Genomic DNA, 17,562 nt, shown 5'->3' on the forward strand with positions numbered 1-17,562 from the left:
ATTTCCTTCTGGAGCTGAGCTTTTAAACTAAGTTCAACAACCATCTGCTTAATCTTAAGATTTTCAACTTCTTTTAAGATAGATATAATTTGATGTTCAGTCATTTTTTCATGGTTAAATCCTCTGTGGATTAATAAAGAGAATGTTCTACTCTTTTACTGTAATATTTTAGGGAGTAGTTACAGATTTTTTTAATATCAATAGTAAAGGTTGATAATGTTTGAGTCTATGAACCTTTATACCTTTTTCTTTTAATTCATCAAATGTAGGTGGAGTATTAATTTCATGAAGAAGATGTAAATCTATATAGATAAGGACTTCGCTCCTACCTAAGGAATCAACAATATGTGATCACCAAATTTTCTAAAAAATTTATTTTAGGATTCATCGATATCACCAATAGACGTTAAAGGTTCTTTCTTTTTATAGAAAGAAACAAAACACAATAAAGATGCAAATGTTAAAATAGCTACAACCGCCCAAACTGCTCCCCATCCATAGCCATGTGCAATACTAGATACTAGAATAGGTGTTAAAAAATATGCAAAAAATACTGTGGCACCAACCATACCCAATGCAGTTCCTGCTCTTTCAACACCAGCTTTTACAGCTGCTTCAGTATAAGCAAGACCGTGCCATGCATGTCCAAATAAACCCGTTAATACAAGAAAAGCAACACCTGAGTAAGTGTTATTCACCATTAAACAAAGTATAAAAGAAGCAATTCCACTTAGTACGGCATAATACTTCAATAAAGAAATACGATTCTTTTTCCGATCAGTATAATAACCTGACCAAATTCTGAGAATTCCACCACCTATTTGAACACCAATGAGAATGATAGAGATCAAAGTTAAATTGATATCGAGAACATCTCTCATATAAACGCCTCCAAAGGTAAGTACTGCCATTTGCGGTACAGTTAGAAAGCCTGCGGCGATAACAACTTTCCAAACGTCAGCACTTCTCAGTGGTGACACGGTAAGAGTAGATGTTTTTTCTTGTTTGAATTCATTTTGTTTAGAGTTAATAAAAAACAAAACAGCAAAGCCGACAGTTAAACCTATTACAGCTAAGGCTAAAAAAGTCACTTCAAAACCATATGAATATGCTAGCCAAGGAAGTAAACCAGTACCAATTGCCCCACCTACTGGAATTGCAGTTTGGCGAACACTCATAGCAAAGCCCCGCTCACTATCATCAAACCATTGCATTACTGTTCTACCTGATGACGAGTTAATACTACCACCACAAGCTCCAGCTATTGCCAAAGCAGCTCCTAAGTGTAAATATTTAATTCCACTATTTGAATTTCCTGGTGTAAACCATAATGCTATAACGACAAATACCAGTGTTGATGACCATAGCCCTAAAATTAGAACTGTCTTATCGCCTAACTTATCCGTGATGATTCCCCAAACTATCTCAGAAGCTGCAACACCAAGTCCCATTGAACCTAAAACAAAACCAAGTTCATGCAATGAAAAATTGTAAGATTCTCGCATTAAAATTCCAGTTATAGGAATGCCAGCAAACCCCATTGCGAATGTTGCTTGTGCCAACACTCCGATTCCAAGCACAAACCAACGATAATTATTTTTTTTATTCATATATTTGTATTTCCTTAATTAAGAGTTTAAATATAGTGTTTTAGATTCTGTTTATAGGTGACGCAAATTTTTTACTCGACTCGCTGTGCCTTTTAGCTCAAGTAGAAAAATCACAATTTTGATTAATGAAATGAACTGTTTAGTCATTTCATCAATAGATTGTGAGCAAGTGATGTTATATTTATTTGCTAGGCAAATATCATTATCTGTAGCCACGATCTCTATAGTGTGATTTTTACTTCTAACAATAGCATTAAATACAAGCTCAACATCTTTATTCAATGCCCTAGAAAATCTTGTAATTTCAGACCAAGTAATACTCCGACAAATCAATTTTATTGCTTCAAAATCAAATGTAGATGAAGCTGGAAATCCTTATTCGATATGATTAACTCCAAATGACTTTAACTTTAGAGTTATTTGGAGTTTATGTATTGGATTCATCACGTTTTGTGATGTTTGTTCCTTGTCATTTGACGTTGTATTTAAAATTGATATTTTTTTCATTTTACAATTTCCTTTTTTTCTTTATAATGAAAATACATACTATTATGTATGTTAATGGATTTACTAAGACTTGTACACCATTAAATTAAACTAGTTTTAATACATTGATTAATAATTGTAATTTAATTTGATTATGGTTAAATAATTCAATTAATAACATACCAATAAGTATGTTTTAATTTAAAAGGAGATAATGATGACAAATGTAGCTATTAATGGTTTTGGTCGTATTGGACGAAGTTTTATACGTGCATTGCAAGAGAGTTCGAATGATATCAACGTCGTTGCAATCAATGATTTAGGCTCAATTGAGCAACTAGCTCATCTTTTAAAATATGACACAGCTTTTGGACGTTTTACTAAAAGTATCGAAGTAAAAAAAGATTATTTAGTTATTGATGGTTACGAAATTGCTGTTTACCAAGAACGTTATCCTGAAAATCTTCCATGGGCTAAACATAAAATTGATGTTGTTCTTGAATCAACAGGAATATTCAATGATGGAAAAAAAGCACAAGCACACATAAAAGCTGGGGCTAAAAAGGTTCTGATCTCCGCACCAGCCTCAAATGTTGATTTGACTATTGTACAAGGTGTGAATAACCATATGTACAATAGGAATGAACATCACATCATTTCAAATGCTTCATGTACTACAAATTGTTTAGCACCTTTAGTAAAAGTAATACATGAAAATTTTGTTATTAAATCAGGATTTATGACTACTATTCATGCTTATACTCAAGATCAGAATCTTCAGGATGGCCCACATCGAGATATGAGGCGAGCACGTAGTGCAGCTCAAAATATCGTCCCGACGTCAACTGGTGCAGCACAATCAATTGGTATAGTTATACCTGAATTAAATGGAAAACTGGATGGTGGTTCGATACGAGTTCCAGTTATCACCGGTTCAATGATAGATCTGACAGTAGAACTAGAGAAAGAAGTGACAGCACAATTAGTAAATAGTACCATTAAGGACGCAGTTAAATCCGAAGAAATGGAGGGTATTCTTGTTTACACCGAAGATGAAATTGTTTCATCTGATATTATTCAAAATCCAGCTTCCTCTATTTTTGACTCTAAACTGACTAAAGTTATAGATGGTAAATTACTCAAAGTTGTTAGTTGGTATGATAATGAATGGGGGTTTTCAAATCGTTTAGTGGATACAATATTGCAAATGAAATAATTATTTAATAAGATCATACCATCTTAGGATGGTATGACGTTCTGCCACAAAAATGAATACAAAACGAAATTCAAAAGAAAAACTAATCAAAGCTATGGCTGTTCTTTTGTTAGAGAAAGGTCTAGCCAATACAAGCCCAAATGATATTTTGACTCGTGCAGAAGTTGGTCAAGGTAGCCTGTATCATTATTTTCAGGGTAAAGAAGATTTATCACTAGCAGCAATAAAATATAATGTAGAGCAATTAGTAAATTTCAATACGTTAGTTTTAAGTTCTGATAAAAATGCATATGATAAACTTTCAGATCTTCTATTAAAATCCCGTAATATAGATAGAGGGTGTTTAGTTGGTCAACTTGCTAGAGATAGATCGATTATGGAAAATAAAGGTTTAGCTGCGGAAGTTAATCGTGGATTTGAGTCAATGAAACAAACTTTAGAAAGTATCATAAAAGTTGGGATTTCTGAAGGTACTATCTCTAATATTCTCGCTCCGTTAGAGGCCGTAACACTTATTATGTCTACTTCGCAAGGTGCTTATATTATAGCAAAAGGATTGCAAGATGATTCCTATTTCCACTTAGCTATTAATACCCTATTGAAAATATTTACTCCGTAACATAAGTTTTACAGTTTCGTTTGTTTTTTTGCTTTTCATTTATCAATTTCACAAATTGCTGGTCGTGGATAAGATAAACGATCCTCGCCCGAAAAGTAGACAAAAGTCGCCTCTATGATATAAACAAAAATCATAGGAGACACATATTATAGTCAAAAAATTTAGTGTCTAATTCAAACAACAATCTTTTGATTATGCGTTATCTCATGCACACATTCCTATAAGTGAACTTACCAATCACTTAAGAATAGGCAAATCAACCCTAGATAAGTAGAAAATTATGCAGCTTGTTTTAATGGTTAATATTCACTGACGTTTATGCTTTTAAGTTATTTCTTTTATTTTTAAATAACACTTCAATTGTATCGCAATTTTATATACAACATATACTACAGTACTTTCATACTAAATTAAAAACAATAATTAAAATGAGAACTGAAACCAAAAAATCTCTTATTAATATTAGAGCTAAAGTATTCCCAAAAGAATTGATTGATATTGCAACATATCTAATATCTAAATCACGCACTGATTTTATTTTAGAAGCGACCAGCTTAAAGGCTGAAGATATTTTGCTTAATCAGTGTTTTTTTAATCGACGATAAACAGATAAATCCCCTCAATCATGCAATTGAAGTTTTTTTGATAGTAATGAAAAAATCTAAGCTTTATTACCTCGGAAGTCACCATGGTAAAAATAGAAGCACCACACATTATTTAATGTACATAATGATTTTACATCATTTAATTATGAAGAGTTGTCTTTGAATGAATGATTGAAGAAAAATCTATAAAAAATTAGAAAAGTAATGTTTCGGTACATTTATGGTATGTAACAATAACAAAATAATCGGCTTTTATTGTTTATCAACTGGTAGTATCTAACATTGAGTAGATTTAAGCGCAATATGCACGATCCTATTTTAGGCACCAATCACAAATTTTAAGATCTGCTTCTAGCAGTTTTTTTATATCTATAGCTTTTTCCAAGCTACCTTTCAAGGGAGTCTCTTTATCAACCGACATCAACTGAGATTACCCCATATCAAGTGCAAAATCGGATACAAATCCGGATAAATTTGGTTCGATAATGACGTGTATCCATAAAATAGCTTCAAAGCCTTTATTTTCAATGGCTATAAGAAATTGCTTGAGCACTACCATTTATGATTAATATTTTTTCACACTAACTCAAAATTTTGTGAGGTAGATCACAAAAAGAATGTGATATTTGTAATATTTTTCTACTTATTACCTTTATTTTGAGTATTGATGGATATTAAACAATTACAACAACAAATTACCAATATCACTATTTGGAAAAAAGGCGATCAACGAGCTCCACATAAACCTTTATTGCTACTTTATGTATTAGCACAATATAAGCAAGGTCATGATCGCTTATTTGATTATGAAAAAGAAATTGAAAAACCTTTACACGATTTACTCGCTCGATTTGGTCCTCAACGTAAACACTATTACCCCAATATGCCTTTTTGGCGTTTGAAAAATGACGGGTTTTGGCAACTCATTAATTCTGAAAATTGCACTAATCCAATTTTGACAAGTAAAGAACCAACTAGCAAAACCCTTGCTTCACACCAAGTACTCGGTGGTTTTGATGAACAAACGTATCGACTGATAAAAACAAATCCTTCCATTATTGATCAATTAGCCGAACAAATTTTAAGTCAGCATTTTACTGAAAGTGTGCAAGAAAACTTAACTAATCGATTTGGTTTCAATCTAATGGAATCGAATAAATACCGAGATCCTAAATTCAGACAAATCGTATTACGTGCATACAACTATCAATGTGTCATCTGCGGTTACGATTTAAGGTATGACTCAGTATCAATCGGTCTTGAAGCTGCTCACGTAAAATGGAAACAACATGGCGGACCATGCATTGTAAATAATGGCTTAGCACTATGTTCATTACATCATTCCGCTTTCGATATGGGTGCTATCGGGCTTGATTGTAATCTAAAAATCAAAGTATCAAGTGGGGTAAATGGAAACCACATAGTTGAAAAACTATTTTGGGATTTCGATGGCAAAAACATCTTATTACCTCGAATGAAAAGCGATTATTTACATGATAGGTTTATTGAATGGCATGTTAGAGAAGTGTTTAGAACGTAAGTATTATAGAGTGGAAAAATATGAAAATAAGAATTCTTTCGGCATATTGTATTCAACTTGGACATGAAGTGTCAATTGATCAAGCTCGGCTTGAATATTTATCTGAAGATCATCCATCAAGGTATCATTTCTATTGTTCAAGTCCTGATTGCTTTGCTAATAAGGTTAGAGTTATTGGGGTTAACTATCACTATAGTGCAGAAGAATCTAAAAAATATAAGATCCCGCATTTTCGCAAACAAGATGAACACTTACCTAATTGTGCTTGGGTTATTGATACTTTAAAAGAAAATCAACAAGGTCGATTACCTAATGAAACAGAGGAAGAAGCTAAATTAAGGCAAATTCGTCAAAAGTTATCTGACCTGATTGATGTTTTTGACCCAACTGAAGATTCTGATGATATAAAAAATGAAGATTCTTTCATTTCATCAACTCCTCGATTTCCCGAACAACAAAATACTATTTTGAACAATAATACAAAAAATGAATCCTCAAAATCAGGTTATAGAAGAACTAACCAACTTAGTCGTTTAATTGAGACTTGGAGGGAAGCAAAGAATAAGTTACCCAAAAAAGAATTCGAACAATTAAAACTTAATGTTGTAGGAATAGGAAAATTAAAATTATGTAACTATTTTAAACGTTTTAATTATGCTTGGAATACTGAGCATTTTGGTGTTATGTATGGTGGTGTCAAACCTGATTTTAAGCGTTATGGACTAGGTTTTCGTATGACCTTTTACGATAAAATTAATGACTGTGATGTTATTTTGTATATCTCAAAAGAGAAAATGGAAAAATATCGTTATCGTCGTTACTTTGATATGGAACTTAGCAGAGATGATATTCGTTATATTACGGTCTATTTTATTCCTGACAAAATTGAATTATATGAGAATGGGAAAGGTTATAAGAGTTATCAGATTGAAATTAATCAGTTGAAAAATTTCTTTTTGATTGTTGAACCTAAAATATAATTAATTATAAAAAAACATATAAAAACCAATGATTTTTTAGGAGTAAGGAATAAAAATCCAGTTCAAAAATGAGTCTTTAAAGGATTAGTATGTTACAAAATCACTTGAATTTTCGTCAAATAATTCATTTCTAACTAGTAGAAAAGAAGTTCTGAATTATGTTTTTTATATTATTCAGATTTAAACTGCTAAAATGGTAGTATTAACTCATTTTTCGAGTAATCTTAATAACTCAGTAACTGATTTTCCTAACGCCAAACCAAGTAGTGGAGGGACAGCATTTCCTACTTGAGTATATTGTGGCACCTCAAATTTTCGCATCTGTCCACCAGTTGTAATTTTAGAGCGAAACACAAAGTTATCCGGAAATGATTGTATTCTTGCCATTTCTCTAACAGTCAAAACTCGCAATTCTTTTTCATCATAATGACAAGCATCATCTGGAATAGAAAGTGCGGCTGGAGCTGGACAATCTTTATTTAAAGCCTTTTGGGTTTGCTTTTTGGTTGGATGTAATTTTAAAAATTCTTCAAACTCAATTTTGTGTTCAAATACTTTCATCTGGTTATCGTCTTGTAGATATTCAAATTTTTTCAGTACATTCCAAATATCTTTAGGCAACCTATCTTCTTTACCTTTTAAAATATCAAGTACAACATTTGTAATATCAGACCTATCACATTGCTGTAATATCTGGTAAATACGAAATCGGCATTTTACGAGTGGACTATTATTACGTAAGTCATGATTATAAATTTCTTTTCTTGTTGATAAAATATTTTTAAATTTATCATTTAAATTCCTAACAAAAAGAGAAGGATGCGATGGATTATTTATTTTAAGATCATCAATAGCTGATTTGACATTAACTTCCTTTTGATTAACCAAGTGTTTTAAAAAAGAATTTTTAAATAAATTAAAATGTTCTTCAATTGATACATCAAAATATGGGAGAGAACCCCAAGCTACTTTTTTGACGTTTTTTTGAACTAAAGTATAAAAATTAAGAGAAGGTGCAAATAATGTTTCTTCTGCACTTCCTTTTTTAAAAAATGGTTTCAATTTTAGGAAAACATCATGACGTATAGCTAACATGATAAAGCGTGGTCGGTTTTGTGGTACACCTACAAATCTTGCATTTACATGTAGGCAAAGTGGAATGTATTTTTTGGTAGCAAATACTTTAGCGACTTCAAACCAAGCGTGATATAGAGAACCATCTTTATCCTTAAATGCACGTAAAATACCTGTAACATTTTCAAGTAAAACAATTTTAGGTTGAATTTTGGCGACAAAGTTAGCAAATTCCCAAGGAAGGGTATTTTTGTCACTATCTTTCTCACGTAAACCAGCCATACTAAAGCTTTGGCATGGAGGACCACCAGAGATTAAATCAACCTCAGTATCATTAAATGCTGATTTTAATGCGAGTAAAAGCTCGTTATCTTGTTCAATCAAATGATTTAATTCAATGATATTACCAATGATTAGCGAGTTTTCTAATTGCTTCTTATTATTTGGGATGTCACTGAACCCTTTATGAAGAGAGGGATAATTAAAAGGATTCTCTCTTAAGCGTTCAGTTAAGGTATCAAATTGACTTGAAAGCCAAAAGGCTTTTTTAGGCTTTTTATTTTTTTTTGCTAGTTGTTCAAAGTTTTCATTAAAAAAGTTATAAGCAAATGTTTCTGCTGCCATTGGCGATAGCTCATTAGCCAGCGTGAGTTTAAACCCTGCTTTATCTAAGCCTAATGATAGACCTCCGCATCCGGCAAATAATTCAATATGACTAAACTTTTTTTGAGACTTCAATTGCAATACCTAGATAAAAATATATTAGAGGTGAATTCTAAACTAGAAAAGAACAAAAGTCCAGGGCTTAACAATATAGAATTTGACTTTTGCGAGTTATCTCGATATTCTTAAAAACAAGGCTTAGAGAGAAGCCGCCAGCCCACGCTCGTAAAGACTCATTCGTCCTCTCTGTAATAAAAATTTTTTCGTTTGCACTTTTAACTTATTTGTGGGCAGTAAGTTTAGTGCATGTATTTCTTTGAAAATTTTTATTACAGAGGGGAAAACATGCCTAAAGAACATCCTTATATTGCTCGCTTAAGAAAACAAGCCAAGATACTTAAAAAACAAAAAAATATTATTAGTGCAAGAGCATTAGATGAAATAGCAAAACAAGAAGGCCACTCCAATTGGACCGCTTTACTTAGAGAGTTCGATAAAACTCAAAAGATAAAAACGCCAACAGCTAAAGTTTCAACAACTTTTGTTGGAAGTGATGATATTGAGCTTGATGAAGACGATTATGAATTATTAGCTGAAGAGCGTAAAGATGAACTTTCATCAGAGATCAAACTTAATGTATTACAGAACAAAAAAACATTGGCTTTCCATTCTATTGATTATTCTATTTTTGAACCAACAAAAACAGGATTAAAAAAATCAATTCTTGATGCAACACAACCAGTGAGAACCCATTTTGAACTTGCAAAGTTTCATGACTACTCTAAACAGCAACAAGGAATAGATTATAAGAAAATATCTACAGCGTTCTTTTTATCTTCCTCGATTGTTCGTGAAACCAAAATGAGTTTATATCGACCAGTGACGAAAAAAGGTGACCCAAGAATGTGGTTTACTGCTTTAGGTACTTTTGCTGAGGCAGGTGATCAAATTGCTATCATTATTTTTAATCAAGTTCCTTACTTACTAAACCTAAGTAAAATTAATCTAGATAATGAATTACAAGAATTTAAAAGTAAAATTAATGGCTTTATTTGTGAATATACAAAACAGACAAATACCATTGCAGATGAATTATTAGCTAAGTTAAAGGAACTCGCGAAAAAGCCTATAAAAGCGATCGGACATGGTGATACTACTATAGGAATGTCAATTGAATGTGCGCTTGGCATCCCGCCTAACTCAAGTAAACAACCCGATTATAAAGGTATTGAACTAAAATCCGGAAGAGGAAATAAAAATAAAACTCGTACTACACTTTTTGCTCAAGTGGCTAATTGGTCAAATAGTCATTGTAAAAGCAGTGCCGAAATCTTAGATAAATATGGCTACCAAAGGGAAAAAGATTTTAAACTATACTGCACATTAAGTACTCAGCAAAAAAATAGTCAAGGTTTAAAATTTGAAATACGAGATGATTTATTATGCGAAATACACGAATATATTTCTCCAAAAGGTTGTGAAATAAAAAAACAAGATGTAGCGATTTGGAATGGTTCAACATTACGCTCTAGATTACATGAAAAACATTCAGAAACATTCTGGATTGAAGCCGAGAGCACTTTTATAAATGGTGAAGAGTATTTTAATCTTAAATCAGTAATTCATACTAAAATGCCATTATTAAATCAATTAATGCCTTTAATTGAGAATGGAGTAATTACAATGGATCACCTAATTAAAAGAAATTCCAAAAATAATCGTGTTTCAGAAAAAGGACCATTGTTTAAAATAGATAAACGCAATTTAGAGTTACTATTTCCAAAACCTATAAAGTATAATTTAAATTAATATAAACTCGGTTAATCTGCATTATAATTCCATTAATCAAAAAACTGTGTGAAGAATAATTATTCAATCTTAATATTTTTATAAGTTTAATATGACCCGCTAAGCCCCGATCTTTTTACATAATTTTTCTTCCCTTATCAGATAACAAATTTTGATATTGATGGTTTTATGATAGTTTCTTTGTCTCAACTGACTACATTCATTATTGGCTTTGCCAAGGTCTAATTATGCCCAATTCATCTGCTAAAAAAGTTGCTTTTGCTGCTTTTATTGGTACTACCATTGAATGGTATGATTTTTATATCTATGCGTTAGCATCAGTCTTAATTTTTGGTCAGCTTTTCTTTCATTCTAATAATCAATTTGTGCAAGTTTTAGGGGCATTTGCCTCATTTGCAGTAGGTTTTTTATCTCGACCATTAGGCGCAATAATTTTTGGTCATATTGGCGATCGATTAGGGCGGAAAAAATCGTTAATTATTACCTTGCTATTAATGGGTATTGCCACAACATGTGTTGGTTTGTTACCCTCTTATCAACAAGCAGGAATCATCGCACCGATACTGTTAGTTGGATTACGCATTTTACAAGGTATTGCTGTCGGTGGTGAATGGGGTGGCGCAGTATTAATGGCTAATGAACATGCTCCCAAAGGCTTAAAAAACTTTTTCTCATCGTTTGCTCAGTGGGGGAGTCCGGCTGGTAATATTCTCGCTTTATTAGTTTTTTCTTATATCATTAGCTTGCCTACCGATAAACTTATAGATAACGGTTATTGGCGTATCCCATTTTTAGTCAGTTTTGTTTTATTAATTGTTGGTATTATTGCCAGAATTACCTTAACCGAGTCACCCGTATTTATCGAATCAGCTAATCATCCAATTGAATTAAGCCAAAAAATCAATACAAACACATTTTTATTGTATTTAATAATATTTATATATATAGGGTTATATAATTCAATCATGGTGGATTTAAAATTTTTGAAAAGATTATTATTAAAACTAATAAATGTGATTTAGAAATTTTATTAAATTATAAAAACGTTTATTATAAATATCATTAATATTGTCTATTTAACATTTTAAATGCATCGAATGTTAAATAACTTGCTTGACAATAATTAACATATCATACTTGAGTTCGCATAGAGTAAAGGCATAATTGTTTAGTCTATAAAATAACATCACAGATGTATGATAAGGAATAAGAAAATGAAAATCGCATGTATCATCGCTTCCATTTGTTTAGGTATGATTAGCACTGCCAGTGCATATGAAATTGTTTGCCCGTCTGAAATTGAAGTTAAATACAATCAACCAGAAATTAAAGATATACCAGATGGATGGGAAATGTCTTACAAAAAAAACCTTATTCATTTTCTTGATAGAATTGACGTTTATTATGATAAACCTGTTTATTTAGGTATGTTAAAGCCAGAGCCAGGAATCATTAACGGCAAAAGATATGAATCCACATGGCAGCTTGGTTCTATCTATGATAAAAAAGATAGTTATGTTAGTTGCTCTTATTCAGGAATCTACTTAATAAAGAAAATTGACCCTTCCATGAAAAGCTGTTGGAGTATTGAATCTAAAAATGAGTCTGGATACCCACAATTTAAACTTGTTTGCAGTACACAAGAGTTAGAAATGATTGAATAGTTTTCTTGAATACACAATAGAGAATTTAATATTTTCCAACTAAAGATGTTACCGATGATCTTATTTTATAAGAGATCCGATATAAGTACCAAAATAAGATTAAGTATAATTTATGCAAAACAAATCTTTATTATAAATTCTAAAATTATTAAAAACATAAATTACTTTTTATAAAACTAAAATTGAAAAAACTTCCCTTTAGTATCTGATTATTTACGATAATGAGCAAAATAGTATTGTTAAAGTAAATAGCTAAGGGAAATTTGTTGAAGAAATTACTGAATCAACAATAAGAAAATATATATTATAACGGTATTGAATATCCTTTAATAATATTAAGCGATTAAAACTTTAATAAGTAAATTACAATACGTTGCTTAAGACCAGTCATTTTATTAAAAGATCGTATTAAAATAAAAATAATCACCTCTATCTTTTTACATAATTTTTCTTCCCTTATCAGATAACAAATTGTGATATTAATGGTTTTGTGTTAGTTTCTTTGTCTTTACAACTTTACATTAGTCATTGACTTAGCAAGGTCTAACTATGCCCAATTCATCAGCTAAAAAAGTCGCTTTTGCTGCTTTTATTGGTACTACCATTGAATGGTATGATTTTTATATATATGCGTTAGCATCAGTCTTAATTTTTGGTCAGCTTTTCTTTCCTTCTGATAATCAATTTGTACAAGTTTTAGGGGCATTTGCCTCATTTGCAGTAGGTTTTTTATCTCGACCATTAGGCGCAATAATTTTTGGTCATATTGGCGATCGATTAGGGCGGAAAAAATCGTTAATTATTACCTTGCTATTAATGGGTATTGCCACAACATGTGTTGGTTTGTTACCCTCTTATCAACAAGCAGGAATCATCGCACCGATACTGTTAGTTGGATTACGTATTTTACAAGGTATTGCTGTCGGTGGTGAATGGGGTGGCGCAGTATTAATGGCTAATGAACATGCTCCCAAAGGCTTAAAAAACTTTTTCTCATCGTTTGCTCAGTGGGGGAGTCCGGCTGGTAATATTCTCGCATTATTGGTCTTTTCTTATATCATTAGCTTGCCTACCGATAAACTTATAGATAGCGGTTATTGGCGTATCCCATTTTTAGTCAGTTTTGTTTTATTAATTGTTGGTATTATTGCCAGAATTACCTTAACCGAGTCACCCGTATTTATCGAATCAGCTAAAAAGCAAGCTAGCTTGAAACAAAAAGAGTCGGTGCCAATTATTGAGGTGTTTAAACGGGCAACGCCAATATTGGTATTAGCTATATGCGCCAATGTACTATCATTTAGTGGTATTTTTTCTAATACGCTAATGATTGGTTATACAACAATGGCACTAGGTGTTGAGAAGAAGATCATCGTTGATGCTTTATTTTGGATTGCAATGGTACACTTTATTGCGCAACCATTTATCTCTTATTTTTCAGAAAAGTTTTCAGCAACACGTTTTTTAATTATTTCAGCAATATTAGCTATGGCATCCGTATTTTTGTTATTCCCAATTATTCAAGCAGGAACAAAAACTAGTTTTATTATTGGTATTTCATTAAATGTGATCTGTTACAGTGGTTTCTATGGCGTGATAGCGGGTTATTTAAGCCGAATTTTTCCTGCTAGAATTCGCTATACTGGACTATCCATGAGTTATCAAGGTTGTGCAGCTATTTTTGGTAGTCTTATTCCATTGTTCGGGGGTTATATTATCTTTACCTACCAAACTTATTGGTTACCATTAGCGCTATTTTATTGTGGATTAGCAATGCTATCTATTATCAGCATCTATCTTTTAAGCCATTATCACTATTATGATGAATAAAAAGGCAACTACTTATGAAAACCGTTTTATCAATTCAATCTAATGTTGTTTATGGCTATGCAGGCAACAAAGTTGCCACATTAGCCATGCAATTACAAGGCATTGAAGTCATGCCGATCCACACAGTACAACTATCGAGTAATACGGTTTATCCCGATTATGATGGTATTGTGCTAGGGGCTCAGCAAATTACACGGATCGTAAATAGTCTCGAAAAAATTGGCGTTTTAAAATCAATTGATGCCGTCATATCAGGTTACATTGGCCTTGCCGAACAAGGTGAAGAAATTATTGAAGCAGTAAAAAAGATAAAATATTATAACCCTAACGCCATTTATGTGTGCGATCCGGTTATGGGCGGAGATATTAATAAAGGGAGTTCGCTACCGCAAAATATTATTGACTTTTTCACTAACCAAGCGATTAAACATGCAGACTATATCACGCCGAATTTATTAGAATTACAGATATTATCGAATATCGAAATTAAAACCTTTAGCGATGTACAAACAGCAATCAAAAAACTGCAACATCAACCTATCCAAGCAATTTTAGTTAAGAATTTAGTCCATGCCGGCAAAACCACAGAATTGTTTGAAATGATATTAGCCTCACCATCGCAAAGTTATCACCTTACCCGTCCATTATATGATTTTTCTTATCGTCCATTGGGCGTTGGCGATTTAATCTGTAGTTTGTTCACTGCTCACTTAATCAATGGCAAATCACAATTAAATGCATTTGAACTAGCCGCCAATGCAGCGAATCATGTATTAGCTGTTACTAAACAAAAAGAGGTTAGAGAACTAGCGATTATTGATTCACAGGACTGGCTGAAAAAACCTGATTTACAGTATCGAGCAACACCATTATTATAAAACAGCATTTTAATAACAATTCAATTTAGATTATTGGCATAATTAATTAACAGCACTAATAATAGATTAATATGTCATTTAAACAGGATGGATGAGATGAAAGGTTACCGAACTAGTTTGATTGCAACAGCGTGGTTGGCAACTATTGGGGTTGCTACTGCTTACGAAATTGATTGTCCAACGCGAATCAATATTAAATCCGATCATTCCGAACTTGAAGCAACTCCTGAAGGTTGGCAAGTTTCAATCAACAAAAATCGTAGCCTGCTACTCACTAGTCTTGGTGTTTATTCCGATGAACCAGTTAAATTATTTGAATTAAAACCTGAAATTGGCATTATTGATGGCAAAAAACATGACCTCACATGGCAAATCAATTCAGCCTATGATGAAAATGGAAACTACGTTAAATGTAGCTATAATGGTGAGGAAGTACAATTGGCAAAAAAAATTGATTCATCGATGAAAAGTTGCTGGGCGATTTATGCAAATGATGAAAATCAACACACAACAGCCAAACTTATCTGTAGTACCAGCAAATTGCAAGAAGTGGAATAAGTTTCACTGTTTAATATTAAACCTTTGAATTTACGTATCTTCAATATAGCGTTTGTTATACTTAATCAATTTGATAATTGTCTTATCGCCTTATCAAATTTAGCATATTTTAATCTATGCTTAGATGTCATTAGTTGAACTAATAAGAACTATATCAAAGTTTGTAACAAGAAAATAAGATATTAGTAGTTTTAAACAATGAAAAAATTATGCCTTTTCCTGTATTCATTATTTGTAAAAATAATTAAGGAGTTTATACCGTCTTAATTCTTCTTAATAAGAAAATAGATGCGATAAAACACAGTAAGGTTATGTTGAGCAATTTTAATTACTGGTGATAATCATAGATTAATGGGTGCAATCGATCCTTGTGGTGATGGTTTAGCTGCGGGTTATTGATGATTTATTAAAATAACAAATCAAATCAGAAATGATAAAACTAATATAATAAAGATAATGACATTAGTCATTATCTTTATTAACTCGCTATATAGATGCAAATTTTTGAAGAAACTGACATTTTTTTTACATCATACTTTAAAGGTTATCCAAGGTTTAAGTCTGACAGCGGTTTGGATTAAACCGGCATTCTCTTGTGCTTGAATGACTGGCGTAATCGGTTTATATGCAGCAGGCGCTTCCTCAAATAGTCGCTCTTGTTTTAAAGTAACGCATTGCCATGGCAATAAGGCGTTATCAGAGGCCAATTTTTTACTGCGCATTGTTTGCCTTTTTTCAGCTCGTCCAGCGCCATGCGAACAAGACCATAACCAATCAAGATGACCTTTCCCTATTGCAACATAAGAATAATCGCCCATAGAGCCTGGTATCAATACTATTTCATCTAAATGTGCAGGTGTTGCACCTTTGCGATGAATATTCATGCCATTTTCAGGAAAAATGACATTGTGTGAGATATCAACCAATAGTTGACTAGCATCTTGCTTAAAGAGTGTACTAAACGTTTTACGCACTAGCTCTGTGATCACAATGCGATTTATCCAAGCATAACGAGCAGCAACGCCCATCGCTTGCAAATACTCTTGAGCATGATTGTCTGTCAAAGCAAATAAACCTGATTTAGGGTATTTTTGATCGACCGGCCATAATGCTTTGGCTTTATCTTGCCAACGCTTGCCAATATAAAAACCGACATCACGTGATCCAGTATGAATCATCACCACAATAGCACCTTTCTTTAAACCTAATTGATAAGCGACATGGCGATCAATAATTTCATCAACAATTTGTAATTCAACAAAATGGTTACCTGAACCTACTGTGCCCAGACTTGCCGGACGAATAATCGCTCGTTTTTCAAAAAAGGCTTCGGGAGCATACTGACTATCCGCCGAAAGTAAATCATTGCCAGAAATTTTACTAATTTCATGCGAGAGCCGCTCAAAATCGACACTATTCCATAAACCTTGTTGCGGTAAAGCTCCTAACCAAGCTGCAAGACCTTCATCAAAAAGAGCCTGAAAAGAAGTGGGGGTAACTGGCACATCGCGCTCATCGTGCAATAACACTTGTTTCAATTGTTCAATGAGACTTGATTTTTGTTCATCCACCTCATTAAGACTTAAGCCAGTAGTAAACAGGCGCATCCCACAATTAATATCCGTGCCTATCGCCGCAGGAATAATTAAATCAGGAGTCGTGGCAACAATACTTCCAACTGGTGCAATCGCACCAGGATGAAAGTCTGGCGTAGCCCTTGCAGCGCAAACTTTGCCATCACTATTGGGCATTGTTACCGATGCAAAATCGAGTAATTGCTCAACCGCTTTTTCTTCTAAAGGTAACGGATTAGGTAATAATACTTGTGCCGTAATATCTTGTTTATTAAATGTGTAAATATCATTATTAAAATGAGTTTCAATCCCACTTCGGGATAAACGTTTTTGTAAACGGGTAAATGTAGACATAATAGCCACCTAGAAAACAATAAAATACCGTCCTCTCAATTTGAGAAGATAATTACTGTTTCCTGCAGCAGCACTATTCAGGAAAGCGGCCGTATTCTAGAC

The 17,562-nt window shown here is 32.7% G+C and carries 15 protein-coding genes; 11 read left to right on the forward strand and 4 right to left on the reverse strand.

The features are described 5' to 3' along the window. Positions 1-377 precede the first annotated feature (377 nt). The gene (locus B6C99_RS02490) at positions 378-1,610 is read right to left on the reverse strand and encodes an MFS transporter (protein WP_086358375.1); all 1,233 of its coding nucleotides are present in this window, start codon (positions 1,608-1,610) and stop codon (positions 378-380) included. A gap of 51 nt (positions 1,611-1,661) precedes the next feature. After that, on the reverse strand, positions 1,662-1,943 hold the full coding sequence (locus tag B6C99_RS13030) for a hypothetical protein (RefSeq protein ID WP_143413957.1): 282 nt from the start codon (positions 1,941-1,943) through the stop codon (positions 1,662-1,664). A gap of 367 nt (positions 1,944-2,310) precedes the next feature. Here B6C99_RS13030 and gap point away from each other — a divergent pair, with 367 nt between their 5' ends. The 5 genes from gap to B6C99_RS02515 all read left to right on the forward strand — a co-directional run bounded on the left by gap (position 2,311) and on the right by B6C99_RS02515 (position 7,056). After that, positions 2,311-3,312 carry a type I glyceraldehyde-3-phosphate dehydrogenase gene (gap, locus tag B6C99_RS02495; protein WP_086356989.1) on the forward strand — a complete coding sequence of 334 codons (1,002 nt, stop codon included), beginning with the start codon at positions 2,311-2,313 and terminating at the stop codon, positions 3,310-3,312. Positions 3,313-3,364: 52 nt separating this feature from the next. Beyond that, the gene (locus B6C99_RS02500; protein WP_034901040.1) at positions 3,365-3,931 is read left to right on the forward strand and encodes a TetR/AcrR family transcriptional regulator; all 567 of its coding nucleotides are present in this window, start codon (positions 3,365-3,367) and stop codon (positions 3,929-3,931) included. Between the two features lie 428 nt (positions 3,932-4,359). Continuing rightward, positions 4,360-4,536 carry a DUF1778 domain-containing protein gene (locus tag B6C99_RS13620; protein ID WP_216819353.1) on the forward strand — a complete coding sequence of 59 codons (177 nt, stop codon included), beginning with the start codon at positions 4,360-4,362 and terminating at the stop codon, positions 4,534-4,536. A gap of 667 nt (positions 4,537-5,203) precedes the next feature. Next, positions 5,204-6,076 (forward strand): phosphorothioated DNA-binding restriction endonuclease, encoded by an 873-nt coding sequence (locus B6C99_RS02510; protein WP_216819354.1) that lies wholly within the window; start codon positions 5,204-5,206, stop codon positions 6,074-6,076. Positions 6,077-6,096: 20 nt separating this feature from the next. Beyond that, the gene (locus B6C99_RS02515; RefSeq protein WP_086358377.1) at positions 6,097-7,056 is read left to right on the forward strand and encodes a hypothetical protein; all 960 of its coding nucleotides are present in this window, start codon (positions 6,097-6,099) and stop codon (positions 7,054-7,056) included. A 207-nt stretch (positions 7,057-7,263) separates the two neighbouring features. On the opposite strand, the gene B6C99_RS02520 is transcribed toward B6C99_RS02515, so the two are convergent. After that, positions 7,264-8,868, reverse strand: a complete 1,605-nt coding sequence (locus B6C99_RS02520) for a DNA cytosine methyltransferase (RefSeq protein WP_086358378.1) — start codon at positions 8,866-8,868, stop codon at positions 7,264-7,266. A gap of 270 nt (positions 8,869-9,138) precedes the next feature. Here B6C99_RS02520 and B6C99_RS02525 point away from each other — a divergent pair, with 270 nt between their 5' ends. The 6 genes from B6C99_RS02525 to B6C99_RS02550 all read left to right on the forward strand — a co-directional run bounded on the left by B6C99_RS02525 (position 9,139) and on the right by B6C99_RS02550 (position 15,532). Continuing rightward, positions 9,139-10,602, forward strand: coding sequence for an MvaI/BcnI family restriction endonuclease (locus B6C99_RS02525; RefSeq protein WP_086358379.1), 1,464 nt, complete (start codon positions 9,139-9,141; stop codon positions 10,600-10,602). A 224-nt stretch (positions 10,603-10,826) separates the two neighbouring features. Next, positions 10,827-11,624 carry an MFS transporter gene (locus B6C99_RS02530; RefSeq protein ID WP_086358380.1) on the forward strand — a complete coding sequence of 266 codons (798 nt, stop codon included), beginning with the start codon at positions 10,827-10,829 and terminating at the stop codon, positions 11,622-11,624. 192 nt (positions 11,625-11,816) lie between these two features. Beyond that, on the forward strand, positions 11,817-12,266 hold the full coding sequence (locus B6C99_RS02535) for an STY0301 family protein (protein WP_086358381.1): 450 nt from the start codon (positions 11,817-11,819) through the stop codon (positions 12,264-12,266). Between the two features lie 549 nt (positions 12,267-12,815). Next, the gene (locus B6C99_RS02540; RefSeq protein WP_086358382.1) at positions 12,816-14,096 is read left to right on the forward strand and encodes an MFS transporter; all 1,281 of its coding nucleotides are present in this window, start codon (positions 12,816-12,818) and stop codon (positions 14,094-14,096) included. 14 nt (positions 14,097-14,110) lie between these two features. Next, a complete protein-coding gene (gene pdxY / locus B6C99_RS02545) occupies positions 14,111-14,974 on the forward strand; it encodes a pyridoxal kinase PdxY (RefSeq protein ID WP_086358383.1) in 864 nt (287 codons plus the stop codon). A 96-nt stretch (positions 14,975-15,070) separates the two neighbouring features. Continuing rightward, the gene (locus tag B6C99_RS02550) at positions 15,071-15,532 is read left to right on the forward strand and encodes an STY0301 family protein (protein ID WP_086358384.1); all 462 of its coding nucleotides are present in this window, start codon (positions 15,071-15,073) and stop codon (positions 15,530-15,532) included. Between the two features lie 530 nt (positions 15,533-16,062). Here B6C99_RS02550 and B6C99_RS02555 read toward each other — a convergent pair. Continuing rightward, a complete protein-coding gene (locus B6C99_RS02555) occupies positions 16,063-17,460 on the reverse strand; it encodes an RtcB family protein (RefSeq protein ID WP_086358385.1) in 1,398 nt (465 codons plus the stop codon). Between the last annotated feature and the right edge of the window lie 102 nt (positions 17,461-17,562).

Source organism: Gilliamella sp. N-G2 (genome assembly GCF_002142215.1).
Lineage (GTDB): Bacteria > Pseudomonadota > Gammaproteobacteria > Enterobacterales > Orbaceae > Gilliamella.